This window comes from Luteimonas composti (assembly GCF_042678665.1).
Lineage (GTDB): Bacteria > Pseudomonadota > Gammaproteobacteria > Xanthomonadales > Xanthomonadaceae > Luteimonas > Luteimonas composti.
Genome location: NZ_JBHTKU010000005.1, coordinates 250,318 through 275,585, shown reverse-complemented (window position 1 = coordinate 275,585; position 25,268 = coordinate 250,318). Strand labels below are relative to the sequence as shown.

The window sequence follows — 25,268 nt, the reverse complement described above, 5'->3', positions numbered from 1 at the left end:
GGCCAAGCGCGTGCGGTGGCCGTCCTGAATTTCCCACAGGGGGGAAAGCGTCGTGTCGCTGCAAGTGCCTGTGTCCATGAAAAAATTTTGGCCGGCGGAAGTCTCTCAACTCCACTCAACTCGGTTGAGCGGCGATGAGTAGCCAGCTGGCGATGCCGCTGCCGCTGCGGCCGGAAGAGGTCATGCGCGAGAAGTCGCTGGGCGATGCGATCGCCCTGTGCGCCAAGGCCGGCGGCTATGCCCTGGACAAGGGCCTGCAGTTGGAGCTCGAGGTCGACAAGGCCCAGTTCTCGCGCTGGATGTCGGGCGGGGAGGGCGTGGTATGGCCCAAGCTGGACCGGCTGATGAGCGTGTGCGGCAACGACGCGCCGCTGCTGTGGATGCTGCACCAACGCAATTACGACCTGCACAGCCTGCGCCACCGCGAAACCGAGGTGGAGCGTCAGAACCGCCTGCTGCGGGAGGAGGTGGCGGCCCTGCGCCGCGTTCTGCAGGCAGGGGTGGCCAACGATGCCTGACGCCATGGATGCCGTGCAGGCCGATGTGGACGCGCGCATCGCCGATGCGCTCAAGCGCCACCAGGCCACTGCAACCACGCGCCGCCCCGGCCTGCCCGCGTGCGAGCAGCTGGACTGCGGCGAACCGATCGAGGAAGCACGCCAGCGCCTCGGCGCCCGGTTGTGCACCGACTGCCAGCGCGAGGAAGACATCCGCGCGCACCAATACGCACCTGGGAGGGGAAGGTGACCCATGGGACTTCCGCGAGGCCGCCGCTGGGTGGACTTGCCGCGAAAGCCGGCGCCCAACGCGTCGGAGAAGTGGAGGGCATGCGCGCTGCTGGCGCTGCAGGTGGATCCACCGTCGAACGACCCGGACCCGATCGCCACGCGCGACCAGCTGCATCGCGAGGTGGAAGCGGCCAGGCGAAGGCAGGGCGAGCTGAAGTTCAGCAGCGCCTGAGCGACCGCACGTTCAAGCGGCTGGTCGAGGACTTCGAGGCCATGACGCCGGAAGACCGCAAGGCCGAGCTGGCCTGGCGCAAGCGCATGATCCCCAAACTGCAGCGCGAATACGCCGCCGGCCAGCAGGCCGACAAGCGTGTGCGGCGCAAGGCGGCCGCGAAATGATGGCCTTGCGATCCCCGCGCCCCTTGGTGAGGGGATGCGCGCGCGCGTTTGCGCGGGCCTTCGGGCGCGATCGCGGGTCGGTCGGGCTGTTCAGGTTCGCCGGTCGTGGGTCCTCCCGGGCGACCCCCGTTGCGGGTAATTCGGACCCCGCTTGCCGGGTAGTCAGCGGGGCTGAGGGTTACTGAAATGGCAGCCTCGAACTACGACGACGTCGTCCGCCAGCTCACCGCGGCGGGCCTGATCCTCCCGCGGGGCGGTCTGGAGATCGGATCCGCGCGCACGGTCCGCTGCCTGGTCGAAGGCGGGGGGCGGGAGAAGCGCGGCTGGTACAGCCTGCACGAGCTGCCGTCGACCGCGAACCCGGGCGACTTCATCATCGTTGGCAGCTACGGCATCTGGCGCGGCAACGAGCCGAACAGCCAGAAGATCGAGCTGTCGAAGAAGGACCCGCTGACGCCCGACCAGGCCGCGGCCCTGCGCAAGAAGCTGGCCGAGGACCGCAAGCGCGTCGAGCGCGAGCGCGCCCGCGAGGCCGCGCGCGCCGCCGGCGTGGCCGCCAAAGCCTGGGCCGTGCTCGCGCCCGACGGCGAGTCGCCGTATCTGAAGGCCAAGGGCGTCGGCGCCCACGGGCTCAAGTTCACCAGGCACGGCACCGCCGTGCTGCCTCTGGTGGATACCACAGGCAAGGTCCACGGCCTGCAGTTCCTCCGTACCGCCGCCCAGGCGAGGGAGGGCAAGCGGCCGGCGAAGGAGTTCTGGCCGGTCGGCGTGGCCAAGAAGGGCCACTTCCACCTGATCGGCCACCAGCCGCACTGGATCGTGCTGGTCGCCGAGGGGTATGCCACCGCGGCCTCGCTCTACGAGGCCACCGGCTTCCCGGTCGCCGTGGCGTTCGACGCCGGCAACCTGCTGCCCGTGGCCGAGGCGCTGCGCAAGCGCTACAAGAAGGCGCGCATCCTGGTGTGCGCCGACGACGACTGCTTCACCGACGGCAACCCCGGCGTCACCGCGGCCAGCGCCGCCGCGCTCGCGGTCAACGGCGCGTGGATCTCGCCGGCGTTCGCCGACGAGGAGGCGCGCCAGGCCAAGCACGCCGCCAATGGCCACAAGCTCACCGACTTCAACGACCTCCACGCCCTGGAGGGCATCGCCGCCGTCGGCGCGCAGGTGCGTGCCCGCCTCTTGGAATTGCGCTGGGACCCCCCGCAATTGCGCGCGGTTTCTTCCTCCACAACCGGGGAGGGGGGCGGCAAGCTGCGGGTGATCCAGCACCTCGAAGAGCTGCTCGAGCGCTACGCGCTGGTGTACGCCGCCGGCGGCGCGGTCTTCGACAAGGCCGAGCACTGCCTGCTGCCGCTCACCGACATGCGCAACCTCTGCATCCGCGCCGACCTGCACAAGGCATGGATGGAGCACCCCGAGCGCGACGTCGTGCGCCAGGACGAGGTGGGTTTCGACCCGGCCGAGACCGATTCCAAGATCACCTGCAACCTCTGGGGCGGCTGGCCCACCACACCGCGCAAGGGCAAATGCGATCGCCTGCTCGAGCTGCTGCACTACATGTGCAGCGGCGAGGCCAACAGCCGCGACCTGTACGACTGGGTGCTGAAGTGGGTGGCGTACCCGATCCAGCACCCCGGCGCCAAGCTCAAGTCCACCATCGTGGTGCACGGCCCGCAGGGCACCGGCAAGAACCTGTTCTTCGAAACGGTGATGGCCATCTATGGCAAGTACGGCCGCATCCTCGACCAGGACGCGCTGACCGACAAGCACAACGACTGGGCCAGCCGGAAGCTGTTCCTGATCGCCGACGAGGTGGTCGCCCAGGCGCACCGCTTCGAGGTCAAGAACAAGCTCAAGACGCTGATCACCGGCACGTGGATCCGCATCAACCCCAAGCACATCGCCGCATACGACGAGGCCAATCACGTCAACCTGGTGTTCCTGTCGAACGAATCGATGCCGGTGGTGCTCGAGGAAGACGACCGGCGCCACTGCATCATCTGGACGCCGCCGAAGAAGCCGAAGGAGTTCTACGCCGAGCTGCTGCGCGAGATCGAGACCGGCGGCGTCGAGGCCCTGCACGACTACCTGCTACACCTGGACCTCGGAGACTTCAACCCCGGCACCCTGCCGCCGGACACCGAAGCCAAGCGCGAGCTGATCGACCTGGCGCAGGACAGCCCGGTGGAGTTCGTCGACGCGGTCTTCCGGGTGGACTACCCGCAGCTCATCTCAGATGGCGCAGTGCTGGCCGGGCTGACGCAGGACTGGTTCGAGGTCTACCGCCACTGGTGCGGACAGGTGGGGGTCAAGCCCGCGTCGCTGAAACGCTTCGTCAACGCGATCGAGAAGAAGCGTGGCATGCGGGCGGAGCGCAAGCGCTACCTCGTCGAGGCGGAATTCGAGATGCCCGAGAAGGTCGGGCCACACAGCGTGCTCACCTTCGGCGCCCAACCGCCCGAAGGCGCCGACGAAGCGGTCTGGCTTGGCCGCCAGGTGTCCGCGCTCAAGCTGCGCCTGGGTGCGCTGAAGGGGTCGCGATGACCGGCCACGCGCCTGTGCGGCCACCGTCCCCGCACAGTGCGGGCACCTGTGCGGGCAGAAATGGCGCTGTTGCGCGCCTGTGCGGCCTGTGCGGGCAGATTGCGCGCCCGCGTACGCGAGGGGCGCTCCGCCAGTGCGCCCACCCGCGCCCGCACATGCGCGCACACGGAGCGCACGCCGCACAGGCCGCACAGGCCGCACAGGCCTGCGCGATCAGGCACTTGCGCGCTGCGCTCCCCGCACACCTGCCCGCACCGCCCACGCCGACCCCGCACAGGCCCGGTCGCGGGCGCGCGCGCGACCTTCTCGCTTCGCCCCTCGAAAAGAAAATGGAAGGAGGCCGCCTCGATGGCTGAGCCGCGCCCGCTGCCCGACACCCTGGGGTTCCGCGAGTTCGCGTCGCTCATGGGCTTCCGGCCCAGCTACGTCACCGAGCTCAAGGGCAAGGGCCACCTGGTGCTGACCGAAGACGGCCGCCGCGTGCGCGTCGCCGAGAGCCGCCAGCTGCTGGCCGACCTGGCCGACCCCAGCAAGGCCGGCGTCGCGGCGCGCCACGCCGCTGCGCGGGCCGCGGTGAGCCCATCCCCCTCCACCGCCCAGGAGGCGGGGCAGGGCGCCGCCGGCGGCGACGAGGACGGCGAGGACCGCGCGCCCGTCGCCTACGACGACCCGCTGGCCCTGCGCCGAGCCCGTGCCCAGGCCGAGCGCGAGGAGGCCGCACTGCGCAAGGCTCTGCGCGAGGAGCAGCAGGAGCTGGGCGAGTTGCTGCAGCGCGACGAGGTGGTGGCGGTGATCGCCGACGCCATCACCACCCTGCGCACCGGCCTGGAGAACCTGCCCACCGTCCTGTCGGCATCCCTGGCCGCGGAGAGCGCCGAGGAGCGCTGCCGCGTGATCCTGGCCAACGGCATCGAGCATGCGCTCGAGGAGCTCAGCCGGAAGTGCAGCGCCATTGGCAGGCATGTCTGACCATTGCCCATCAATCAAGAGGCCGAACTCCATGAAATGGCAACCGATCGAGACAGCGCCGACCGATGGAACCACCGTGTTGGTTTACGTTGAGGTGGCGTCGGTGGAAGTCGTGCACCTCGCCTGGTTCAACAGCGAGGAAGAGTGGGAGCGCGTAGGCCAGGTGTTCTCGTCGCCGGGGGAAACCGTGGACGATTACGTCGGCTGGTGGTCGTACACCCGAGGCAGCGTCACGCAAGAGAAGCTAGACGGCTGTCGGGCGCCGACCCACTGGATGCCTTACGTGTCGCCGAGCGAGGCGTGATAGGCCCCGCGCCGATGACCTACGCCGCCGCCCGCCCCCTGATCTTCCAGACCGTCGCGAAGGCCATCGCGCCGCGCAAGCCCATGCGCGTCAGCGAGTGGGCGGAGGCGAAGCGGATCCTGTCGACCAAAGGCAGCCAGAACGCGGCGAAGTGGCGCAACGACACCAACCCGCTGCAGGTCGAGATCATGGATTGCTTCTCGGCCCGCAGCCCGGTGCGCGACGTGGTCGCGCGCCTGCCCATCCAGTTCGGCAAGAGCGAGATCGAGACCAACATCCTCGGCTACACCATGTGCGAGAACCCGATGCCGATCATCGTGGCGCTCCCGGCCGAGGTCTCCATGAACAAGTGGATCGACCAGAAGCTCAACCCGCTGATCGACGAGACGCCCGCCGTCCAGGCCGTGATGACCAGCATGGCCAGCCGCGAGGCGTCCAACCGGCGCACCTTCAAGGATTTCCAGGGCGGCCAGCTCTACGTGGAGCACGCGGGCAACCCCGTGCGCCTGAAGTCGACCAGCGCCGGCATGGTGCTGGCCGACGAGTTCAGCAGCTTCGCCTCGCTGCTGAAGTCCGGCGACGACCCGGCCGAGATGCTTGACGGCCGCACCTCCGCCTTCCCGTCGAAGTACAAGCGGCTGAAGGTGGGCACGCCCGAGATCGCCGGCCGCTGCCGCATCAGCGAGCTCTACGACAAGTCCGACCAGCGCCGCTACTACGTGCCGTGCCCGGACTGCGGCCACGAGCAGCCGCTGGAGTGGAGCGGCCTGCAGTGGACGCCCGACGGCCTGCACGCCTGGTACGTCTGCCGCGAGTGCGGCGTGGTGATCGAGGAGCACCAGAAGACCGCGATGATCGCGCGCGGCCGCTGGGTGGCCGAGAACCCGGGCGCCCGCAGCCGCGGCTACCACGCCAACGCCCTGTACTACCCCATCGGCCTGGGCCCGCGCTGGGTGGAGCTGGTGGCCATGTGGCGCGACGCCCAGGGCGACCCGGCCAAGCTCAAGACCTTCATCAACGACCGCCTGGCCGAGCCTTGGGAAGACCCGGCCATGCGCGCGGTGAAGTTCAACATCATCGCCGACCGCGCCGAGCCGCTGCCGCTCAAGCCCGTGCCCAACTGGGTGCTGGCCGTCACCGCCGGCATCGACACCCAGGACAACCGCCTGCCGGTGCAGATCGTCGGCTGGGGCCGCGGCATGACCTGCTGGCCGATCGACTACGTGGAGCTGCCGGGCGACCCGAACGAGGACGAGGTGTGGACCGCGCTCACCGCGCTGCTCAACGCCCCCATCGAGCGCGCCGACGGCGCCGTGCTGCGCGTCGACGCTGCCCTGCAGGACATGCTGGGCCACCGCACCGAAGCGGTGAAGGCCTACGTGCGCCAGAAGCGCGTGCGCCGCCTGGTGGCCGGCTTCGGCGCCACCGCCAACAACGCCCCGTCCCTGGGCAAGGCCAAGCTGCACGACATCAACTACCGCGGCATGGTCGACAAGCGCGGCGTGCACGCCTACCCGGTGGGCACCGTCGCCATCAAGCACCACCTGTTCGCCATGCTCAGCACCGACGCCGACAAGCTGGCCGAGGAGCGCAAGGTGCGCTTCAGCGACGAACTCAGCCGCGACTACTTCGGCGGCCTGGTGTCGGAGACGTACGACCCGCGGAAGAACCGCTTCGAGAAGATCCGCGGCACCCCGCGCAACGAGCCGCTGGACACCTGGGTGTACGCCTACGCCGCCGCCCTGCACCCCGAGCTGCGGCTGCACCGCTGGACCCGGGCGAACTGGGACATGCGCGAGGCGCAGGTGCTGGCCACCATCCAGCAGGCGGCGGCGAACGATGATTCCCGTGAAACACGCGCGCCGGCGGCGCCGGCCCTGGCGCGCCCGATGGATTCCCGTGGAACACGACAGCGCCGCCGCGGCGGCTGGAAGGATTGAGGAGGGGGTATGGCAGAAGACGTCAAGGCGGACGAGCTGGTCGACCAGCTACGCGACAGCTTCAATCAGAAGCTGCGCGAGGAGATCAAGGATCTGCCTGCGCACCAGGCACTGCAGCTGGCCGATGCGTTGGCGCTGGTGCAGCTGGACCTGCTGGCCGGTCTTCGGGTGCGGTACCGCCAGGCGGTGCCCATTGACGCCGAAGGCATCGCTGAGTCATGGCGGCGCGGGCTGTCCATCGTTGAGGTCTGCCAGGCACACAAGATCAGCAGGGCGACTGCGTACAGGCACCATCCGAACAAGAAGGCCCGTCGCGCGAAGACGGGCTGAAAAAGTCTCCCAGCCGCCATGACGGGAGACAGGGCGGTGTATAGCTTGTCTGTCCATGTCGACCGCGCAAGAACGGCTGGACCTCTACCTGGCAGCTGAAGCCCGCATCCTCACTGCGGGTTTCAGCGTGCAGCTGGACGTGCGCCGCCGGCAGGAAGCCGAACTCGCCGAGATCCGCAAGGCTATCGCCTCCCTGCAGCGCGAAGTGGCCGCCGAGCAGGGTCCGCGTCCTGGCCGCGGCAGCCTCCGCTACGTCACCACGGTGTTCAACCGGTGAGCACGCGCGCGGCCACGAAGCCGGCGCCGGCGAGGCCCAACCTGATCGAGCGCGGCATCGCCGTGCTCGCGCCGCGCGTCGCCGCCCGGCGCATGTTCGCCCGGCAGGTGTTGTCGCTGTACGAAGGCGGCCGCAGCTCCAAGCGCCGCAAGAAGAGCCGCGACAACAGCAGCGGCGAGCGCCTGGTCGTCCGTGACGCCGCGACCGTTCGCGCCACCATCCGCGACCTCGAGCGCAACTACGATCTGGTCGACGGCGCGCTGTCCACCTTGGTGCGCCACATCATCGGGCCGTCCGGCATCAGCATCGAGCCGACCCCGCGAGTCGGCACGCCGGGCGAGAATTACGACGACATCGACGACGACTTCGCCCGCACCCTGCTCAACGAGTTCCGTGAGTGGTGCAAGCGGCCCGAGGTCACCCGCACGCTGAACTGGGTGCAGGCGCAGGACCTGGCATGCCGCTCATGGCTGCGCGACGGCGACCAGTTCACGCAGCTGGTGGAAGGCACCGGCTCGTACATCCAGCACGCCAGCCGGGTACCGCTGTCGCTCGAACTGCTCGAGGCCGACGTCTGCCCGCTGGACCACGCCCCGAAGGAGAACGTCGACGCCGGCATCGAGCGCAACGCCTGGGGTCAGCCGGTCGCGTTCTACTTCTACAAGCACCATCCGGGCAATGGCCGCGGTTTCATCCACGGCGACCTGAAGCGCGTGCCGGCGCAGCGCGTGCTGCACCTGGCGGTGCGGCGTCGACTGTCCGGCCTGCGCGGCATCAGCCTGTTCGCGCCGGCGATCGACCGCCTGCTCGATATCAAGGACTACGAAGAGTCCGAGCGCACCGCGGCGCGGATCGCGGCGCGGATCGCCGCGTACATCAAGCGCGACAAGGACATGGAGTGGACGGCGCCGCCGGTCGAGACCGACGCCCAGGGCGACCCGGTGGAGCGTGACTTCCTGCTGGAAGCCGGCGCGATCTTCACCGACACCATGCCGGGCGAGTCGATCGAGATGATCAACCCGAACCGGCCGAACACGGTGCTGGAGCAGTTCCGCACCGCGATGATGCGCGCGGTCTCGCGCTGCATCGGCCTCAGCTACTCCAGCCTTTCGGGCGACTACGACGGCACCTACAGCGCCCAGCGCCAGGAACTGATCGAGGCCTACGACGGCTACCGCACCATGACGCAACAGTTCGTGGCGTCGTTCGTGCAGCCGGTGTGGGAGCGCTTCGTCGACCTGGCCATCGCCAATGGCACGGTGAAGGTGCCGGCGCACATCCGCCGCGACTCGGTCGCGCAGGCCGTGTTCCGCGGCCCGAAGATGCCGTGGATCGACCCGCTGAAGGAAGCGAACGGCCTCAAGGCCCTGTTCGAGGCGCGGGTCGAGTCCCGCACTGCCGTCATCGCCGAGCGCGGCGGCCGAGTGCAGGACAAGTTCGAAGAGATCGCCCGCGAGCGGGAGCTGGCCGCCGAACTCGGCTTCCCGCTCGACACCGTCTCGAACGCGCCCGCGGACGCGCCACCGCCCGACGACCGGGATGACGACGAACAGCGCCGCGCGCCACGGCAGCGCGGCCACCGCATGCGCCTGGTGCGCACCACCGGAGACACCCCGTGACCAAACGCAACGCCCTGTTCCTGGCCTGTGCCGCTGCCCTCGCCACGGCGCCGCTCGCCGCACCGCGCGACCGGCAGGATCGCCCGCACATCGAGCCGCAGATGACCCTCCGCCCGTGCGCGGCCGACGACAGCGCCTACGAGCTGCTGATCTACGGCGACATCGGCGACAGCTGGTGGGGCGAGTCGGTCACGGCGCAGTCGGTGGCGGAGCAACTCAACGGCCTGGCCGACACCGTCGCCACCATCAACGTGCGCATCAACAGCTACGGCGGCAGCGTGGCCGATGGCCTGGCGATCTACAACGCGCTCAAGCGCCACAAGGCGACGAAGGCGGTGACGATCGACGGCGTGGCGATGTCCAGCGCGTCGCTGATCGCGATGGCGGGCGACACGGTGTCCATGCCGCCCACGTCCATCCTCATGATCCACGCGCCCTGGGGCGGATGCTGGGGCAACGCCAAGGAGATGCGCCAGTACGCCGACGTGCTGGACAAGTTCTCCGACTCCATGGCCGACGCCTACGTCAAGAAGTCCGGCAAGGCGAAGGACGACATCCTCAGCCTGCTCAAGGACGGCGAGGACCACTACTACACCGGCGAGGAGGCGGTGGCCGAAGGCTTCGCCGACGCCGTCACCAACGACGACGACGGCAACGACAGCCCCGACGAGAACGCGCGCGCCTACGCCAATCAGCTGCTGGAGCGCATCAGCGCCCGCGGCGCGCCGGCCAAGTACGCCGGCATGGTCGTCACCGCCGCGCTGCGCGGGGCCCCGAATACCTCGACGACGACAACGCCAACCCCCGGCGGGGTGAACCCCGCCGGGGCGCGGCCGGCGCCGTCCGCACCGAATCCGCCGGCCGCACCGGCCGCGACCCCGCCGGTGGATACCGGTTCCGACCCCTCTGGAGCAATCCCCATGACCGAAGAAGAGAAGAAGGCCGCGGCCAAGGCCGCGCTCGCCGCCGACAAGGCGCGCCGCGAGGCCATCCGCAACCAGTTCGCCCCGTTCGTGGCGCGCACCGATCTCGACGTGGCCGCTCTGCAGAACCTGCAGCGCGAGTGCGAGGACGACAGCGACACCACGCCCGAGGCCGCAGGCCAGAGGCTGCTCGCCATGCTGGGCAAGGACACCACGCCCACCGGCGGCCCGCGCGCGGAGCCCGGCACGCAGGACGAGACCGCGACCTATCGCGACGGCGCGATCCTGTCGCTGCTGCACCGCAAGGATCCGCAGGCCTTCAAGCACGACGAGAAGTCCCAGCAGTTCCGCGGCATGAACCTGCTCGACCACGGCCGCGACTGCCTGGAGCGCGCCGGGCGCAAGACCCGCGGCCTGTCCCGGCAGGAGATCGCCGTGCAGGCGCTGCAGTCCACCAGCGACTTCCCGCACATCCTCGAGGCGGTCATCACCAGGAGCCTGCGCCGTGCCTACGAGGCCAGCGAGCGCACCTTCGTGCCGTGGACCCGCCAGGCCACCCTGCCGGACTTCCGCCAGGTCAGCCGCGCCCAGCTCGCCGGGGCGCCGAGCCTGAAGCGCGTGGTCGAAGGTGCCGAGTACGAGTTCGGCACGATCGGCGACGGCGCCGAGAAGTACGCGGTCCAGAAGTACGGTCGCATCGTCGCGATCACCTGGGAGGTGATCATCAACGACGACATGGATGCGCTGACCCGCATCCCGGAGATGTTCGGCGCCAGCGCGGCGGACCTCGAGTCCGACATCGTCTACGGCATCCTCAACGCCAACCCGAACATGGCCGACGGCAACGCTCTGTTCAGCGCCGCGCACGGCAACCTGGGCAACCCGGCAGCCGCGCTGATCGACGCAGTGAGCCTGGACCCGACCGTCGGCAACCCGCTGGCGGCCATGCGCGCGGCGATGCTGCTGCAGAAGGGCGCCGAAGGCCGCTACATCACGGTCCGCCCGAAGTACCTCCTGGTGCCCCCGGGTCTGGAAGAGGCCGCGCTGAAGGTGACCAATGCCGCCATCGTGGCCGCCCGCGGCAGCGACGTGAACGTGGTGGGCCCCACGCTCACCCCGATCACCGAGCCGCGCCTGCACGACGGCAGCGCCACCGCCTGGTACGGCGCTGCGGACCCGTCGCGCGTCGACACCATCGAGTACGCCTATCTGGAAGGCCACGAGGGCGTGTTCACCGAGACCCGCCAGGGCTTCGAGGTGGACGGCGTGCAGGTCAAGTGCCGCCACGTGTTCGGCGCCAAGGCCATCGACTGGCGCGGCCTGTTCAAGAACGCCGGCGGCACCCCGTCGCCGTTCCCGGGCACGCCCTGAGCCTGACCACCGGCGCGACCTCGGTCGCGCCGGTGTAGGCCCGGTCGCGGCGCACTGATCCGACTTCTCCTGGAGACAGCACCCATGCTCAACGCACACAGCATCGCCGACACGATCACCGTGCCGGCCCCCTCGGGCGGCGCCACCTCGGGCGTTCCCTTCATCCTCGGCACGCTCCTGGCCATCCCGGTCACCGACGCGGCCGAAGGCGAGCCCGTCGCCGTCCAGATCGAACGCGCCTTCATCCTGCCGAAGCTGTCGACGGCCGTCATCGCCGCCGGCGCGAAGGTCATCTGGGACGTCAGCGCCGGCCAGGTGATCGTGGCCAGTGCCACCGCCGGCGACCTCAACAACTTCGGCGTGGCCATCGCCGCGGCGGGCAACGGCACGACCACCTGCGTCGTGAAGCTCACCCCCGGCGCGGGCTCGCTCGCGACCTGATCGGCGCAGTAGTCCTCGCCGCACGTGAACCGCTTTGCGGCGGCGTGCGGCGAGGAGGTTTCCACCAGTTCGGGCAGGGGCGATGAGCGAGAACGCGATGCACGCTGAGGATGCGATGGATTCCAAGCTGGCGAAGATCGCCGTGCGGATCTTCGTCTGGCTGGCACCGTTCGTCTTCGCCGGGTTCGCCTGGTTCATCACGTCGCAGCTCCACGACATCAAGACCCTGCAGACCGAACAGACCAACAAGCTGCAGGGCGTCACCGGCGATGTCCAGGTCATCAACGCCAAGCTCGACAGCGGCGTGATCTGGCGCATCACCGAACTCGAACGCCGCGTCAACACCGTCGAAGCCGCGCAGAAGACCCCATGACCGACCACTTCCCCAGCTTCATCGACCGCCTGCTCTCGCACGAGGGGGGCTACTCGTCCGACCGCACCGACCCCGGCAACTGGACCGGCGGCCGCGTGGGCGCCGGTGAGCTGCGCGGCACGAAGTTCGGCATCGCGGCCAACAGCTACCCCACGCTCGACATCAAGGGCCTCACCCGCGCGCAGGCGATCGCGATCTACCGCCGCGACTTCTGGCAGGCCGCGCGGTGCCACCAGCTGCCGCCCGTCGCCGCGTTCCAGCTGCTGGACGGGGCGGTGAACAGCGGCATCCGCCAGGCCACCCGCTGGCTGCAGCGTGCCGTCGGCGTGTCGGACGACGGTGCCATCGGCCCGGTCACCCTGGCTGCCATCAAGGCCGCCAACCCCAACGACATCGTCCTGCTGTTCAACGCCGAACGGCTTGACTTCATGACCCGCCTGAGCAACTGGCCGCACCACGGCCGGGGCTGGGCGCGTCGCATCGCCGCAAACCTGCGCTACGCCGCCACCGACAACTGAGGCCCGCCATGAACCTGCTGCTCTCGCTCGCCATGCTCATCCTCGCCGTGCTGGCGTGGGTGTTCTACGACAAGTTCACCAAGCGCGGCGCCGTGCCGCTGGAGGCCGCCTTCCGCAGCTACACCGCGTGGCTGGCGGCGATCGGCGCCGTCTTCGGCGAGTACGTGGTGAGCCTGTTCGCCTGGGCCACGCAACAGGTGGACTTCCTGCAGGCCCAGTTCGGCGGGCTGTTCAACCATCCCTCCCTCGGCGCATTCGTGCAGGTGGCCAGTGGCGTCTTCCTGCTGCTGCGGTTGAAGGGGCAGGGCATGCCGAGCTTCCAATTCCCGGACATCCCGGACCCCACCGACCAGGCAGGCGCCTGACCCATGGCCGGCCTGCTCGCCAAGCTGACGGTGACGCCACTGCTGTGGGCCTGCGGCCTGCTGCTGGTGGCCGTGGCCGCGCTTGGCGTGCGGGTGCACATGCTGGGCGCCGACGTGGATGCTGCGAACGGCGGCGCCGCCGCGGCCGACGCGCGCGCCAACCAGCATGTTGCCGAGCGCGATGCCTGGAAGCACGCCGCGCAATCCGCCCTGGAGGCCACCACGCGCTGGGAAACCGCCTTCGGCACCGCCCGCCAGCTGCTGGCCGATTCGCAGCGCGAGGCGCGGCGCCTGGACGAGGCCGGCCGCCAGGCGCTCGCGGCGGCGCGCGCACGCGAGGCCGAGGCCAACCGCGCACTGGCCGGCTGGATGGACCGCTACGCCGAGCAAGTGCGCGTGGGCGACTGCGCCGCCGCGCTCAACGCCGTGCAGCAGGCCTGCCCGGCCTTCGGAGGCTACTGACCATGCGCCTGCTGCTCGCCATCGCCCTGGCCCTCGTCCTGGCCGGCTGCTGCCGCCACCGGGACGAGGTCAAGCCGGACCTGCCCGGCGCCGGCACCGTCGTCGCCCCCGAGGTAGTGACGGTGGAGAAGCGCGTGTACGTGCCGATCCCGGGCGACCTCACCGCCGAGCCGATCGCAGAGGGGCCAATCGCCCAATGCTTCGAAGTCGCAGCCCAGCGCCGCGCCGCCCTCGAGCGCGCGAACGCCAAGATCGCCCAGTGCGCCGCGGTGCAGGGCACCGAGGTGGAGCCGTGAAGGGAGCCCACTTCGAGACCTTCGTCGATCGCGCCGGCGCGTGGCGCTGGCGCCTGGTGGCCGGCAACGGCCGCGTCGTCGCCGTGGGCGAAGCGCACACCCGCGAGCGCGACGCCCGCCGCGCGGCGCTCACCGTCGCCAGGCTGGCGCCGGGCGCCAAGGTGGTGTCGGCATGAGCGTGCCCCTGCGCATCGAAGTGGACGCCGACGGCGTGCTGGCCCGCCAGTTCAGCGAGCTGGAGCGCACCCAGCTGCCGTTCGCCGCCATGCAGGCCAGCAACGCCGTGGCGTTCGAGCTGCGCAACACCTGGAAGACCACGGCCCAGCGCGTGTTCGACCGGCCCACGCCGTTCACCACCAACGCCATCCTGTACCGCAAGGCCACGAAGGCGCAGCCGTTCGCCGAGGTGTTCATCCGCGACGAGGCCGCCAAGGGCACGCCGCCGGCCAAGTACCTGCTGCCGCAGGTGGAAGGCGGCAGCCGCCGGCCGAAGGGCATGGAGGCACTGCTGCGCTCCAGCGGTGGTGGCGGCCAGGCGTGGCTGCCGGCGGGCATGTTCGCCGTGCCGGGCAAGGGCGCGGACCTGGACGGCTACGGTAACGTGGCCTCGCGCGTGGTGCGCCAGATCATCTCGCAGCTGGGCGCCGGCCGCGAGGCGGGCTACGTGTCGAACGAGAGCGAGAAGTCGCGCACGCGCCGCAAGCGCCGCGGCGGCTCGGACTACTTCGTCCTGCGCCGCAAGAAGGGCAACCTGCTGCCGGGCATCTATCGCCGCCGCGAGATGGCCGCCGGCGACGCCGCGCGCCGCGCCATCGGCGCCCGCAGCCGCATCGACAGCATCTTCATCTTCGTCCGCGCGCCTGTGTACCGCCGGCGCTTCGACATCTTCGGCCTCGCCCAGCGGCAGTGGAACAAGCTGATGCCGTTCTTCTTCGAGCGCGAGCTGGCCAAGGCCGTGCAGAACGCCACCCTGCGGGGGCGCCGATGAGCCAGCGCGACTTCCTGCAGGCGTTCGACGCCGCTGCTTTCGCCGCCTTCGCCGCGGCCGGCATCGCCGACGCGGGCGAGTACCTGCCGCCGCACGCGATGCCCGGCACGCCGGCCACGCCATGCACCGTGCTGGTCGACCGTGAGGTCGAGGACTTCGGCGACGAGGTCGCGCCCGTCTCCACCTTCCGCACCCGCATCACCTTCCAGCGCCTGGAGGTGACGGCGGAGGAGGGCGGCGTGGTGTCGCTGCTGGACGCGAACGGCCTGGTGGCCGAGGTGTTCACCCTCGCCCAGCGCACGCGCCACGACGAAGGCATCGGCGCCTGGTGGGTGCAGCATGGCTAGCCCGCGCGCCGTCTACCTGGACTGCATCGCCCAGTGCATGCGGCAGATCCTGCAGTCCAGCGGCTACAACACCAACGCCGGCCTGGCCGTGACGCTGGAACCCACGCCGAAGCTGGCGGAGAGCGACGAGGCGTTCATCGCCGTGGTGTGGTCGCGCCAGGCCCGGGCCACGGAACCGGCGGTCACGCGCACGTCGCGCGCCACCACGGTCGACATCATCGCCCGTGTGCCGGCCACGCTCACCGACGCGCGCGAGCGGCTGGACCTGATCGTCGAGGACATCGAGACCGCGCTGGCGAAGCAGGAAGTGCGCTTCCCGGTCGGCTACCAGTACCCGCAGTACCAGTCCGCCGAGCCGCTGGTGCCGCCGGCCGGCGCCGCCTGGATCGGCGTGCAGGTCACCGTCACCGGCTTCATCCCCATCCACGCCACCACCTGACCCGCCGCCCGGCGCGGCAACACCCTGAGGAACCCACGATGGACGATTACAGCTACCTGGGCAGCGGCAAGATCTACATCCGCGAGTTCGGCGCTGCCGAGCCGATGCGCGAGATCGGCAACTGCTCGGCGCTCACCTTCAGCCCGCAGACCAACACGCTCTCCCTGCCGGACCACACCAAGCCCGGCGGCGGGACGCGCAACCGCGTCGATCGCGTCGGCGACGTGGAGATGAGCCTCACCTTCCACGATTTCGAGGGCGCCAACTTCGCCGACTTCCTGCGCGGCACGGTGGCGGAGGTCGCCGCCGGCAACATCACCGCGGAGCCGGTGGTTGCGTACAAGGGCGGCTTCACCCCGCTGGCGCGCACCGCGTCGGCCATCACCTCGGTGGAACCGCCGGGCGGCGGTACCGCCTACGACGCCGGTGACGACTACGTGCTGCAGGACGGCGGCATCTTCGTCCCGCTCACGTCGTCCATCCCGGCGCCGACTGCCGGCGCTCCCAACATCGAGGTGGACTACAGCCACGGCGCGGTGCAGGTCACCCAGGCGTTCGTCGAGTCGGCCAAGCAGTACCAGCTGCTGTTCGCCGGCCTCAACGAGGCGCGCAGCGGCAAGCGCGTGCGCGTGCACGCGCACAAGGTGAGCGGCGGCGTCCTGCAGGAGCTGGGGCTGCTGGGTGAGCAGTACGGCGCCGGCACCGTCACCGGCGCGCTGCTGGCCGACACCAGCAAGGGCGCGGGCCTGTCGCAGTACTTCACGATCGAGATCGAGAAGTGATGGAAGGCATGGCCGAAGTCAAGGCGCTCGCAGGCGCCGGCACGGCGGTCGAGTTCCGCAGCGAGCGGCTGGAGATCCAGCCGCTCCGGTTCGGCCAAGCGCTGGAGATCATCGCCGCCGGCGCGCCGCTGGTGGAGGGGCTGGTGGCCTATGCCTCGCAGTCCGGGCTGAACGACGACATCGTGTTCTTCTCCGGGCTGCTGGCCAAGCACGGCGACCAGGTGCCGCGCGTGCTGGCCATCGCGAGCGGCCGGGACGCCGAGTTCATCAAGGGCGGTGATCTGGCCGAGACGCTGGAGCTGTGCGGCACCGTGTACGAGGTGAACCGCGATTTTTTCGACCAGCGCCTCGCCCCGCTGTTCGAAAGGTGGCGGGCGCGCCTGCAGGGGGCGGGAAGAAGCAATGGGGATGGGCCGACACCGTCCACTTCCTGATCGCGCACGGCCACACCCGCGCGGACGTGTACGGCATGACGTTCGCGCAGCTGCGGCTCTACACCCGGGCCGCGGCGCGGCTGTACCGCGAGCAGCTGCGCGACCAGGCCATCAACGCCCGCGCCGCGCAGTACGACAAGGATTCCTGGCAGAAGTACCTGAAGGCCTTCGATGAATAGCCGCCCCAACCTCCGCGTTCGCATCTCGGCCGACCTGGCCGACATCAAGCAGGGCCTCGGCATGCTGCGCGGCGAGCTGGCCAAGGTGCGCGGCCAAGCCCAGCGAGCCCTGCCGGACAATACCGCGTGGTCCCGCGGCCTGGCGGCCGTCCGCTCGCAGTTGGTGGGCATCGTGTCGGCATACGGGGCTCTCCGTGCCGGTGGTGCGTACGTGCGTCTCGCGGACGAGGCGGCGAATCTTGCTGGCCGACTGCGCCTGGCGACGAAATCCCAAGAGGAGTTCAATCGGGCTCAACAGGGAACCTTCCGCCTCGCTCAGGACACATCCGCTGAGTGGGGGTCGGTGGTTGCGCTGTATGCGCGGCTGAGCCAGACCACCAACCTCGCCCAGGACGACATTCTGGCGCTCACCAAGACGATCAGCCAGTCGTTCGCCGTCTCGGGCGCTGATGCCGTGGAGACTGCCAACGGAATCCGTCAGCTGTCCCAGGCAATCGCCGGCGGTGTTTTGCGCGCAGAAGAGTTCAATACCATCGTCGACACCAACGGTCGACTGGTACAGGCTCTCGGCGATGAGCTCGGGATTCATTCGGGGCAGGTGCGGCAGTACGTCAACGACGGCAAGGTGAGCAGCGAGATCCTGCTGCGGGCGATCCGAAATGCCGCCGATCAGATGGACAAGGAGTTCGGGCAGCTGCCGCTCACCGTCGCGAGGGCAACGACTCAGCTGCGGAACTCCCTGACCAAGCTGGTCGGTGATACCGACAAGGCGGAAGGCGCGAGCAAGGATCTGGCGGTAGCGATCTCGGATCTGGCTCGATTCCTTGAGTCGGACGATGCGAAGCGAGGCTTTGCTGACCTGATCAGCGGCTTGACTCAGGTTGCGCGCCTGGCCGTCGACGTGGGAGGTGAGCTCGCGCGCGTCGGTTCCAATCTACGGGATGTGTTCGCCGAGGCAGAGCGGTTCATGGCGCGCAACGCCAATGTGCCCGCGCTATTGGCGCGACAGCGCGGTGGCAACCCGCAGGATGCCTTGGGTGTGCGCGCGTTCCTCGAGCAGCGCGCCCCTTGGCTCTACAAGGAGTTCGGTGCTGCGCCTCCTCCAGACTTCAGCAACGTCGATACGCGGCACCCGCGCTGGCGCAACGTTTCTACAACCGGTGGCGGTGGCAGCGGTGCCGGCACCGGTGGCGGCGGCGACCCGGCCAAGGCCATCGCCGCCTCCAATGCGCTGCTGCGGGATTCCGTGGCCCGCGCCCTGGCCGAACTGGACCAGCTGTACAAAGCCCACGATGTGGGCATCCGGGAGTACTTCGCCACTCGCCAGCAGCTGCAGGAACGAGCGATCGACCTGCAGGTGGAGCAGGCGCGCGCCGAGCTAGCCATCACCAAGGATGCCGGCAAACGCCGTGACATCGAGGAGCAGATCGCCATCCTGATGCGGGACCGCGCCGAGCTGGGCGGGCAAGCTGCCCGCGGCCAGGCGGATGCAGAGAATGACCTGATTGACCAGTTGGGCGAGGTCAAGGCGCGGTTGGCCGAGCTAGGAGGAGACCCTGCACGTGCCGCGCGCATTCGGATAGAGGCGGAGTTCCTTGAGCTATTCAAGAAGCTGCGCAAGGAAAGCCACGAAGCCGGCGAAGAGATGGTGCGCAACCTCGTGGAGCAGTTGGTGCGCAAGGCGCAAACCGACGCCATCCGCGCGCGCGCCAGCGACATCACGTCGCGCCTGCAGTCGGAGGAGGGTTCGGTCAGCGCCCAGGTCGACGCTGGCATGTTGGGCTTCGTCGAGGGGCAGGAGAGGCTGCGTCAGGCGCGCATGGTGGCCCTCGAGCAGCTGGCCGAGCAGATCCGCCTGCAGCGCGAAGTGCTGACCATGATGTCGCCGGGCAGCCCGGAGCATTCCGCGGCCCTGCAGGGCCTCCACGAGCTTCAGACCGGCTATCTGAACATTGCGGCGTCGGTGGACGTGTACCGCAACCAGGTCAAGGACGTGGCCACCGACGCGCTGTCCGGCTTCTTCATGGACCTGGTGGAGGGCACCAAGTCGGCAGGCGACGCGCTGCGGGACTTCGTGCGCAACTTCGCCCTCGGCATGGCGCAGATCGCAGCCCGGGCGCTGGCCACGTTCCTGGTGCTGCAGATGCTGGATGCCATCTACCCCGGCCTGGGCAAGACGACCGCGGCGATGATGGGCGCCGGGCAGAACCACGCCGGCGGCAAGGCGGGCCAGGTAGGCGGCGTGCGCCGCTGGGTGCCCGAGGCCATGCTGGGTGTCGCACCGCGCTATCACGGCGGCGGCATGGCGGGTCTGCAGCCCGGCAGCCTGAAGCACAACGAGGTGGTGTCCGTGCTCGAGCGCGGCGAGACCATCCGCACCCAGCAGCAGGAAAAGGCGCTGCAGGCGCAACTCGACGCGGGCAGCGGCCGCATGGTGGTCAAGACGCCGGTGGTCGCGATCGGCGACCGCGCCGTCGCCGACGCCCTGGCCGGCGCCGCCGGCGAGGACGTGGTGCTCACCCACGTGCGCAACAACTGGCAGGCCCTGTCCAGTGGAGCTTGAGGCCGCCATCGCGTGGCCCTTCGCCATGGGCGGGGCCATCGCCGAGCGCTACGAGTGGCTCACCGACGGCATGCCGCCGGCGTACGGAATGGAGACCACGCACCGCCTGCGCCAGGACCCGCGAGTGCTGCTGACGTTCGACGGGCTGGAGAAGGCCGGCGCGCGCCGCTGGATGGAGCACCTGGTGGCCATGCACGGCGCGGGGCGCTGGCACGTGCCGCTTGCCTGCGATGCGGTGGAGACCACCGCCGCGGCCGCCGCCGACGCCACCGTGGTGGGCGCCGACACGGCGCACCGGCGCTTCGTCGCCGGCGGCAACGCCATGCTGGTGATGCCGGGGCAGCCGCGGCTCGCGGAGATGGTGCGCATCGAGGAGGTGCAGGCCGACGCGCTGTTCCTCGAAACGCCGCTGCTGCGCGACTGGCCGGCCGGCAGCCTGCTGATGCCGACGCTGGGCTGCTGGCTGGATGGCGCGCCCCAGTTCAGCCGTTTCACCGGCGACGACGCGCCGTACTCGGTCGCCTTCCGCGCCGGCGAGACGATGCCGCTGGGCGCGCCGGAGAGCGTGCCCAGCTACCGCGACCTGCCGGTGTTCGAGCAGCCGGTGTACTGGACGCAGGACCCGGGATACACGCCGGCGCGGCGCGTGGCCACGCTGGACGATGGGATCGGCCCGATCCTGCTGCACGACCAGGCCGGCATGGTGCTGCCGCGCATCACCGTGGAGGTGACGGCGGTGGGGGCCGCGGAGATCGGCGCGCATCGCTCGCTGCTGGCCGCGCTGTCCGGCCGCCACCACCCGGTGTGGGTGCCATCGTTCGCGCAGGACTTCCGGCTGCTGGCCGCGCCCTCGTCCACCACGCTGGACGTCGAGTGGTTCGGCTTCGGCGATTGGCCGCTGCAGGCCAACCGGCGCGACATCCGCATCGAGCGCCACGGCGCCGCGCCGCTGTACCGGCGCATCACCGCGGTGAACCCGGTGACCGACGGCGAGCGCCTGGTGCTGGACGCCGCGCTGCCCGGCGGCTTCAGCGTCGACCAGGTGGCCTGCATCAGCTTCATGGCGCTGTGCCGGCAGGACGCGGACGTGAACGCCCTGCGGCTGTGGGGGCAGGGCGTGGTGCAGTCGCAGCTGACGTTCGTGGGGTGCCAGCATGGCCTTTGACACCGGCGCGGCGGCGCCCTGGCTGGGCAACCCCGTCCATCTGTTCATCATCCGGCGGCAGCACATCACGCACCGCCTGGCGTCGGGCACGCGCGACGTGGTGGTGGGCGAGCACACGTACTACGCCGCGCAGATCGAACGCGACGCCATCCGCCAGACCGCGGAGCGGGCGAAGGACCGCCTCAAGATCCGCATGGCCTACCTCACCGACCCGGCCGCGGACGAGTACCCGATCACCCAGGCGATCGGCGACTGGTGGCGCCCGCACATCCCCAACGACCCGATCACCGTGGTCTGCCTGGCCACCGAGTACGGCGCGATCGACCCGCCGCGGGTGGAGTGGACGGGCTGGGCGGTGGGCCCGAGCTACACCGACACCCAGCTCGAGCTCACTTGCGACCCCAACCCGCCGCACGGCAACAACCAGAACCAGGGCCCGAAGTGGCAGCGCGCCTGCTGGAAGACCGTGTACAGCACCGGCATCCGCGGCTGCAACCTGCCGGAGCACGGCTACGCGTCGACCGTGACGCTGTCCGGCGCGAGCGGTACGACGCTCACCGCTGCGGCGTTCGCCGGGCCGCACAAGCGCACGCTGGTGGGCGGCCGCATCACCTGGCTGGACGAGGACGAGGCGCTGCACGAGCGTGCCATCACCGCGCACGCTGGCACCACGGTCACCATCGCCGGTGCGATCGATGACATGCCGGCCGACGCCGAGGTGACGCTGTACACGCGCGGCTTCTGGGTGCACGGCGAGGTCGACGCGATCGACGGCCTGGTGCTGACGGTGCCCGACTTCATCGGCACCGAGTTCAGCCTGCTGGGCGGCACGCTGTACTGGGTGCGCCCGGACGGCCTGCGCGAGGAGCGCCCGGTGATGGGCCACAACCAGGCCACGGGCGCGGTCACGCTGCTCTGGGGCGGCGATGGCCTGGAGGAGGGGCTTGCCGTCTCGGCGCTGCCCAACTGCCCCAACACATGGGCTGCCTGCGCGGCACGCCGGCCCGACCCGGAGCTGCACTTCGGCGGCGCCATCTACAAGCCGGTGCAGGATCCGATCACGCAAGGGGTGTCGATGTCATGGGGCTGATGGAGCGCATCCGCATGCGCCGCTACGTCTGGGGCTGGCGCCTGCGCTACTGGTGGATGGACACCGACAGCGGCGCCCGCGCGCACGTGGTGGGCTTCTGCATGGCGGTGCTGGTGCTGGTCGCGCAGCTGGTGCGCATGGCCGTCACGGCGACGCTGCCGCGGCCCGCTGGCGAGCCCGCGCAGGCCGTGTACTGGTGGGTGGTGCAGCTGATCATCCTGGTGGTGGCCGCGGTGGTGGCGTACGCGCTGCGTCCCAAGCCGCAGGGCGCCGAGCAGCGCAAGGCCGAACCGCCGACCGTCGAGGACGGCACCGCGGTGAAGGACTACGGCGGCACGGTCTGGATCGAGCACGACGACAACTTCCTGCTGGCGTGGAAGGTCGTCGGCCAGGACCCGATCTACGGAGAGGGCGGAAAGAAGTGAGCGAGCTGATCGTGACCCGCCAGCACCTGTTCACCATCCCGGGTTTCACCACCCGCAACGGCTTCTGCCGCGGCCAGTCGCGCGAGTGGTTCCGCCGGCACGGGCTGGACTGGACCGATTTCGTGCGCAACGGCATCCCCGCCTCGAAGCTCGAGGAGACGGGGGACGGCCTGGCGCTGGCGCTGGTGAAGTGGGCGCGCGAGTGCGCGGAGCAGGAGGCTGCCGGTGGGCGGTAAGGACGACAAGCCGGTCATCGGCTATCACTACCGCGTGGCGTACCACGCGGGGCTGGGGCGCGGCCCGATCGATGCGTTCCTGGAGTTTCGCGCGGCGGACAAGACTGCATGGGACGGAAGCGCGCAGACGTGGTTCCTGGGCGGCGAGGCGATCCGCAAGCGCGGCTCGGGCTATCCGATCAATGAGGAAACCCTGCCCGCCACCGGCCCGCTCACCGCGTCGGGCAGCATCTACATCGGCAAGCCCAACCTGTTCGGTGGCAGCAAGGACCAGGGCGGCATCGAAGGCCCGATGAACATCATGTTCGGCGAGGCCGACCAGATGCCCAACCCCTACCTGCAGGAAGTGTTCGGTGACCAGACGGTGGCCTGGCGCGGCCTGGCCACCGTGGCGTTCTGCGGCGGGCGCTATGGCGCCATGAACCCGATGCCGCAGAAGCCGGCCTACAAGGTCCGCAAGATCCTCAAGGGTTGGGACGGCGACTGGGGCGAGGATCCGTGCTGGTACCCGGAACGGGCCGAGATCCGAATGGGACGCGTGGCCGCTGCCGGCAGAGATTGGCGATACTTGGTCACGGTCTTGTCTGACGCAACAGACAGGTCGGCGGCGGACTACGATGACAGCGCATGGGCCACTGGCCGGCCACCGTTTGCCAACGCCTCGTGGTTCCTGCCGGAGCAATATGGATTCTCGGGGGAGCCTGCGACAGTTGTGCCGGCTGCGCGAAAAGTTTGGATGCGGGCGCGACTGAACTTTCCGGAACTGCCTCCAGAAATCCGCTTCCAAGCGTTCCTCGACAACGACGCGATCCTTTACGTCAACGGACAGCATGTTGTGACCGTTGGCGCCAATCACGGCGCCTACTACGACGTTCCCATCTCAACCGCGGCGTTCGTCGTCGGAGAGAACTCCATCGCGGTCGTTGGGTGGGACAGGCACACCGGGGGACCGCCCGACAACTGGTTCTGGTTCGACTGGCGCCTAGACGACGAGGGCGATCTCATCGCTATGAATCCGGCGCACGCGCTGTACTACGTGCGCACTGATGGCGAAAAGGGGCGCGAACCCTACGCCAACATCAACGACGACAGCCTGCGCGCCGCGGCGGACCGGCTGTACGCCGAGGGGTTCGGCATTTGCTGGCAGTACGACCCCAAGCAGGACACGCCCGACAGCTGGAGCGAGCACATTTGCCGGATCATCGGCGGCAGCTTCACGCGCAGCCTCGTCGACGGGCAGTGGTACCTGGACCTCGCGCGCGGCGACTACGACATCGACAGCCTGCCGATCATCGGCGACGACGACATCCTAGAGTTCCGGGAGCTGCCAACCACACTCGATCGCGCGGTCAACAGCGTGTCGGTGCGCTACTTCGACCCGGAGCGCAAAGAGAAGATCATCACGCCGGCGGTGCGCGCTCTGGGCCTGATCCGCATGTTCGGTGAGATCCACCAGACGCTCGACTTTCCGGAGATCCCCGACGGTCGCACTGCGACACGGGTCGCCGACCGCGAGCTGCGAGCCTACGTAACGCCGAAGCGCACCTTCGAACTGATGACCACGCCGCGCACGCGTGCCATACGCAACAACCAGTACTTCCGCCTGCAGTCGCCACGCCGCGGCATCGCGGACATGGTGTGCATCATGGGCGAGCAGGACGCCGGCACGCTGCGCAGCGGCGCGTTGAGGCGCAAAGTCACGCAGGACGTCTATGGTCTGCCCGATGCCAGCTATATCGAGGTAGAGCCCGGCGTCGATACCCGGCCCCCGGAGACTCCGCTTGCTGTCGCCCTTGGGCAAGTGTTCGAGGCGCCTTACGTGGTCCTTGCAGGGTCCGTCCCACGCGCCGAGCTGGCAGCGATCCCCGACGATGTGGGTTACCTGCTGACAGTAGCCGCCGACCCGGGGCAACATCTGGACTATCGCGTCGCCGTAGCGTCCGCTGATGGTGCTTACCACGCCGGGGGCACGGCCCGCTGGTGCCCCACGGCGCTCATTGTCGAGGCGGCGGATCACGCAGCGACGGAGTTCACGTTCGTCAGCGGGCGGCACCTCGCGCTCGCGGTAGTGGGATCTCCTGTGTTGTGGGGGAGCGAGATATGCCGGCTGGACGACCTAGACGTGGTCAGCGGCACCATCACGCTGGCGCGTGGATGCGCCGACACCGTCGCGCACGTGCATGCTGCTGGAGAGCGGATCTGGATCGTCGTGGAAGTGGCTCGCGGCCCCGGAGAATTCAGTGACGGTGAGGAAGTGCTTGCCAAGCTACTCACCAGGACGCCAACCGCGGAACTGCCGCTGAGCTCGGCTCCAGCACTGCCGCTCGAGTTCGCAGGCCGCCAAGCGAGGCCGTACCCGCCCGCCAACGTTCGGCTCAATGGGGAGGCGGCGCCGCTTGGAATAAATGGCGATGTGGTGATCACCGCGGTTCACCGCGATCGTGTTCTACAGGCCGATCAGCTGGTCGACCAGTCCGTCGGCGACATCGGGCCTGAGCCTGGGACGACCTACACGGTGAGGAACGTGGACCGGGCGACCAACGTCCAGACCTACGTTCAGACCGGCATCACCGAGTGGCCCCACGTCGTGCCCAGCTCCAGCCTGGCCTCCACCAATCGCCTCGAGGTGTTCAGCGTGCGCGACGGCCTTGAGAGCTGGCAGCGAGTGGTGCGTGAGTTTGATAGCGGAACAATCCTTCTAGCCGAAGACGGCGAGCCGATCCGCACTGAGGACGGCGAGCCGATCGTTATGGAGTAA

The 25,268-nt window shown here is 69.6% G+C and carries 31 protein-coding genes; all 31 read left to right on the top strand.

Going from position 1 to position 25,268, the window contains the following annotated elements; genetic code table 11:
* The first annotated feature begins 134 nt into the window (after positions 1 to 134).
* Positions 135 to 518 carry a hypothetical protein gene (locus ACFQ2D_RS16095; protein WP_280942781.1) on the top strand — a complete coding sequence of 128 codons (384 nt, stop codon included), beginning with the start codon at positions 135 to 137 and terminating at the stop codon, positions 516 to 518.
* Entirely contained in the window at positions 511 to 747 is a 237-nt protein-coding gene (locus ACFQ2D_RS16090; protein WP_280942782.1) for a TraR/DksA C4-type zinc finger protein, read from the top strand. The genes ACFQ2D_RS16095 and ACFQ2D_RS16090 overlap by 8 nt, the downstream gene beginning before the upstream one ends.
* A gap of 3 nt (positions 748 to 750) precedes the next feature.
* Positions 751 to 960 (top strand): hypothetical protein, encoded by a 210-nt coding sequence (locus tag ACFQ2D_RS16085; protein WP_280942783.1) that lies wholly within the window; start codon positions 751 to 753, stop codon positions 958 to 960.
* Between the two features lie 41 nt (positions 961 to 1,001).
* A complete protein-coding gene (locus ACFQ2D_RS16080; protein ID WP_280942784.1) occupies positions 1,002 to 1,127 on the top strand; it encodes a hypothetical protein in 126 nt (41 codons plus the stop codon).
* Between the two features lie 186 nt (positions 1,128 to 1,313).
* Positions 1,314 to 3,674 carry a DUF5906 domain-containing protein gene (locus tag ACFQ2D_RS16075; RefSeq protein ID WP_280942785.1) on the top strand — a complete coding sequence of 787 codons (2,361 nt, stop codon included), beginning with the start codon at positions 1,314 to 1,316 and terminating at the stop codon, positions 3,672 to 3,674.
* A 348-nt stretch (positions 3,675 to 4,022) separates the two neighbouring features.
* Positions 4,023 to 4,643: a hypothetical protein gene (locus tag ACFQ2D_RS16070; protein ID WP_280942786.1), complete on the top strand. Its 621-nt coding sequence runs from the start codon at positions 4,023 to 4,025 to the stop codon at positions 4,641 to 4,643.
* 76 nt (positions 4,644 to 4,719) lie between these two features.
* A complete protein-coding gene (locus tag ACFQ2D_RS16065; RefSeq protein ID WP_280942787.1) occupies positions 4,720 to 4,947 on the top strand; it encodes a hypothetical protein in 228 nt (75 codons plus the stop codon).
* A gap of 14 nt (positions 4,948 to 4,961) precedes the next feature.
* Entirely contained in the window at positions 4,962 to 6,887 is a 1,926-nt protein-coding gene (locus tag ACFQ2D_RS16060) for a phage terminase large subunit family protein (RefSeq protein WP_280942788.1), read from the top strand.
* 9 nt (positions 6,888 to 6,896) lie between these two features.
* Positions 6,897 to 7,217 (top strand): hypothetical protein, encoded by a 321-nt coding sequence (locus tag ACFQ2D_RS16055; protein ID WP_280942789.1) that lies wholly within the window; start codon positions 6,897 to 6,899, stop codon positions 7,215 to 7,217.
* Between the two features lie 55 nt (positions 7,218 to 7,272).
* Complete coding sequence (locus tag ACFQ2D_RS16050; RefSeq protein ID WP_280942790.1) at positions 7,273 to 7,494, top strand: hypothetical protein; 222 nt, start codon at positions 7,273 to 7,275, stop codon at positions 7,492 to 7,494.
* Positions 7,491 to 9,113, top strand: a complete 1,623-nt coding sequence (locus tag ACFQ2D_RS16045; protein ID WP_280942791.1) for a phage portal protein — start codon at positions 7,491 to 7,493, stop codon at positions 9,111 to 9,113. The genes ACFQ2D_RS16050 and ACFQ2D_RS16045 overlap by 4 nt, the downstream gene beginning before the upstream one ends.
* The gene (locus tag ACFQ2D_RS16040; RefSeq protein WP_280942792.1) at positions 9,110 to 11,407 is read left to right on the top strand and encodes a ClpP-like prohead protease/major capsid protein fusion protein; all 2,298 of its coding nucleotides are present in this window, start codon (positions 9,110 to 9,112) and stop codon (positions 11,405 to 11,407) included. Before ACFQ2D_RS16045 ends, ACFQ2D_RS16040 begins: the two co-directional genes overlap by 4 nt.
* A gap of 84 nt (positions 11,408 to 11,491) precedes the next feature.
* A complete protein-coding gene (locus tag ACFQ2D_RS16035) occupies positions 11,492 to 11,848 on the top strand; it encodes a DUF2190 family protein (RefSeq protein WP_280942793.1) in 357 nt (118 codons plus the stop codon).
* A 115-nt stretch (positions 11,849 to 11,963) separates the two neighbouring features.
* Positions 11,964 to 12,221 (top strand): hypothetical protein, encoded by a 258-nt coding sequence (locus ACFQ2D_RS16030; RefSeq protein WP_280942794.1) that lies wholly within the window; start codon positions 11,964 to 11,966, stop codon positions 12,219 to 12,221.
* A complete protein-coding gene (locus tag ACFQ2D_RS16025) occupies positions 12,218 to 12,739 on the top strand; it encodes a glycoside hydrolase family 108 protein (protein WP_280942795.1) in 522 nt (173 codons plus the stop codon). Before ACFQ2D_RS16030 ends, ACFQ2D_RS16025 begins: the two co-directional genes overlap by 4 nt.
* Positions 12,740 to 12,747: 8 nt before the next feature.
* Positions 12,748 to 13,104 carry a hypothetical protein gene (locus ACFQ2D_RS16020; protein ID WP_280942796.1) on the top strand — a complete coding sequence of 119 codons (357 nt, stop codon included), beginning with the start codon at positions 12,748 to 12,750 and terminating at the stop codon, positions 13,102 to 13,104.
* A gap of 3 nt (positions 13,105 to 13,107) precedes the next feature.
* Positions 13,108 to 13,566 (top strand): hypothetical protein, encoded by a 459-nt coding sequence (locus ACFQ2D_RS16015; RefSeq protein WP_280942797.1) that lies wholly within the window; start codon positions 13,108 to 13,110, stop codon positions 13,564 to 13,566.
* A gap of 2 nt (positions 13,567 to 13,568) precedes the next feature.
* On the top strand, positions 13,569 to 13,862 hold the full coding sequence (locus ACFQ2D_RS16010) for a hypothetical protein (protein ID WP_280942798.1): 294 nt from the start codon (positions 13,569 to 13,571) through the stop codon (positions 13,860 to 13,862).
* Positions 13,859 to 14,038: a YegP family protein gene (locus ACFQ2D_RS16005; protein WP_280942799.1), complete on the top strand. Its 180-nt coding sequence runs from the start codon at positions 13,859 to 13,861 to the stop codon at positions 14,036 to 14,038. The genes ACFQ2D_RS16010 and ACFQ2D_RS16005 overlap by 4 nt, the downstream gene beginning before the upstream one ends.
* Positions 14,035 to 14,850: a hypothetical protein gene (locus ACFQ2D_RS16000; RefSeq protein ID WP_280942800.1), complete on the top strand. Its 816-nt coding sequence runs from the start codon at positions 14,035 to 14,037 to the stop codon at positions 14,848 to 14,850. Before ACFQ2D_RS16005 ends, ACFQ2D_RS16000 begins: the two co-directional genes overlap by 4 nt.
* Entirely contained in the window at positions 14,847 to 15,197 is a 351-nt protein-coding gene (locus ACFQ2D_RS15995) for a hypothetical protein (protein WP_280942801.1), read from the top strand. Before ACFQ2D_RS16000 ends, ACFQ2D_RS15995 begins: the two co-directional genes overlap by 4 nt.
* Complete coding sequence (locus ACFQ2D_RS15990; RefSeq protein ID WP_280942802.1) at positions 15,190 to 15,636, top strand: hypothetical protein; 447 nt, start codon at positions 15,190 to 15,192, stop codon at positions 15,634 to 15,636. The genes ACFQ2D_RS15995 and ACFQ2D_RS15990 overlap by 8 nt, the downstream gene beginning before the upstream one ends.
* Before the next feature lie 38 nt (positions 15,637 to 15,674).
* Positions 15,675 to 16,418 (top strand): phage tail tube protein, encoded by a 744-nt coding sequence (locus tag ACFQ2D_RS15985; RefSeq protein WP_280942803.1) that lies wholly within the window; start codon positions 15,675 to 15,677, stop codon positions 16,416 to 16,418.
* Positions 16,418 to 16,852 (top strand): hypothetical protein, encoded by a 435-nt coding sequence (locus tag ACFQ2D_RS15980; protein ID WP_280942804.1) that lies wholly within the window; start codon positions 16,418 to 16,420, stop codon positions 16,850 to 16,852. Before ACFQ2D_RS15985 ends, ACFQ2D_RS15980 begins: the two co-directional genes overlap by 1 nt.
* Positions 16,853 to 16,887: 35 nt before the next feature.
* Positions 16,888 to 17,031 (top strand): hypothetical protein, encoded by a 144-nt coding sequence (locus tag ACFQ2D_RS15975; protein WP_280942805.1) that lies wholly within the window; start codon positions 16,888 to 16,890, stop codon positions 17,029 to 17,031.
* Positions 17,024 to 19,594 carry a tape measure protein gene (locus ACFQ2D_RS15970; RefSeq protein WP_280942806.1) on the top strand — a complete coding sequence of 857 codons (2,571 nt, stop codon included), beginning with the start codon at positions 17,024 to 17,026 and terminating at the stop codon, positions 19,592 to 19,594. The genes ACFQ2D_RS15975 and ACFQ2D_RS15970 overlap by 8 nt, the downstream gene beginning before the upstream one ends.
* Positions 19,584 to 20,759, top strand: coding sequence for a hypothetical protein (locus ACFQ2D_RS15965; protein ID WP_280942807.1), 1,176 nt, complete (start codon positions 19,584 to 19,586; stop codon positions 20,757 to 20,759). The genes ACFQ2D_RS15970 and ACFQ2D_RS15965 overlap by 11 nt, the downstream gene beginning before the upstream one ends.
* Entirely contained in the window at positions 20,749 to 21,849 is a 1,101-nt protein-coding gene (locus ACFQ2D_RS15960; RefSeq protein WP_280942808.1) for a DUF2163 domain-containing protein, read from the top strand. The genes ACFQ2D_RS15965 and ACFQ2D_RS15960 overlap by 11 nt, the downstream gene beginning before the upstream one ends.
* Positions 21,850 to 21,863: 14 nt before the next feature.
* Positions 21,864 to 22,274 carry a hypothetical protein gene (locus ACFQ2D_RS15955; protein ID WP_280942809.1) on the top strand — a complete coding sequence of 137 codons (411 nt, stop codon included), beginning with the start codon at positions 21,864 to 21,866 and terminating at the stop codon, positions 22,272 to 22,274.
* A complete protein-coding gene (locus tag ACFQ2D_RS15950) occupies positions 22,271 to 22,510 on the top strand; it encodes a hypothetical protein (protein ID WP_280942810.1) in 240 nt (79 codons plus the stop codon). The genes ACFQ2D_RS15955 and ACFQ2D_RS15950 overlap by 4 nt, the downstream gene beginning before the upstream one ends.
* Positions 22,500 to 25,268, top strand: a complete 2,769-nt coding sequence (locus ACFQ2D_RS15945; protein WP_280942811.1) for a hypothetical protein — start codon at positions 22,500 to 22,502, stop codon at positions 25,266 to 25,268. The genes ACFQ2D_RS15950 and ACFQ2D_RS15945 overlap by 11 nt, the downstream gene beginning before the upstream one ends.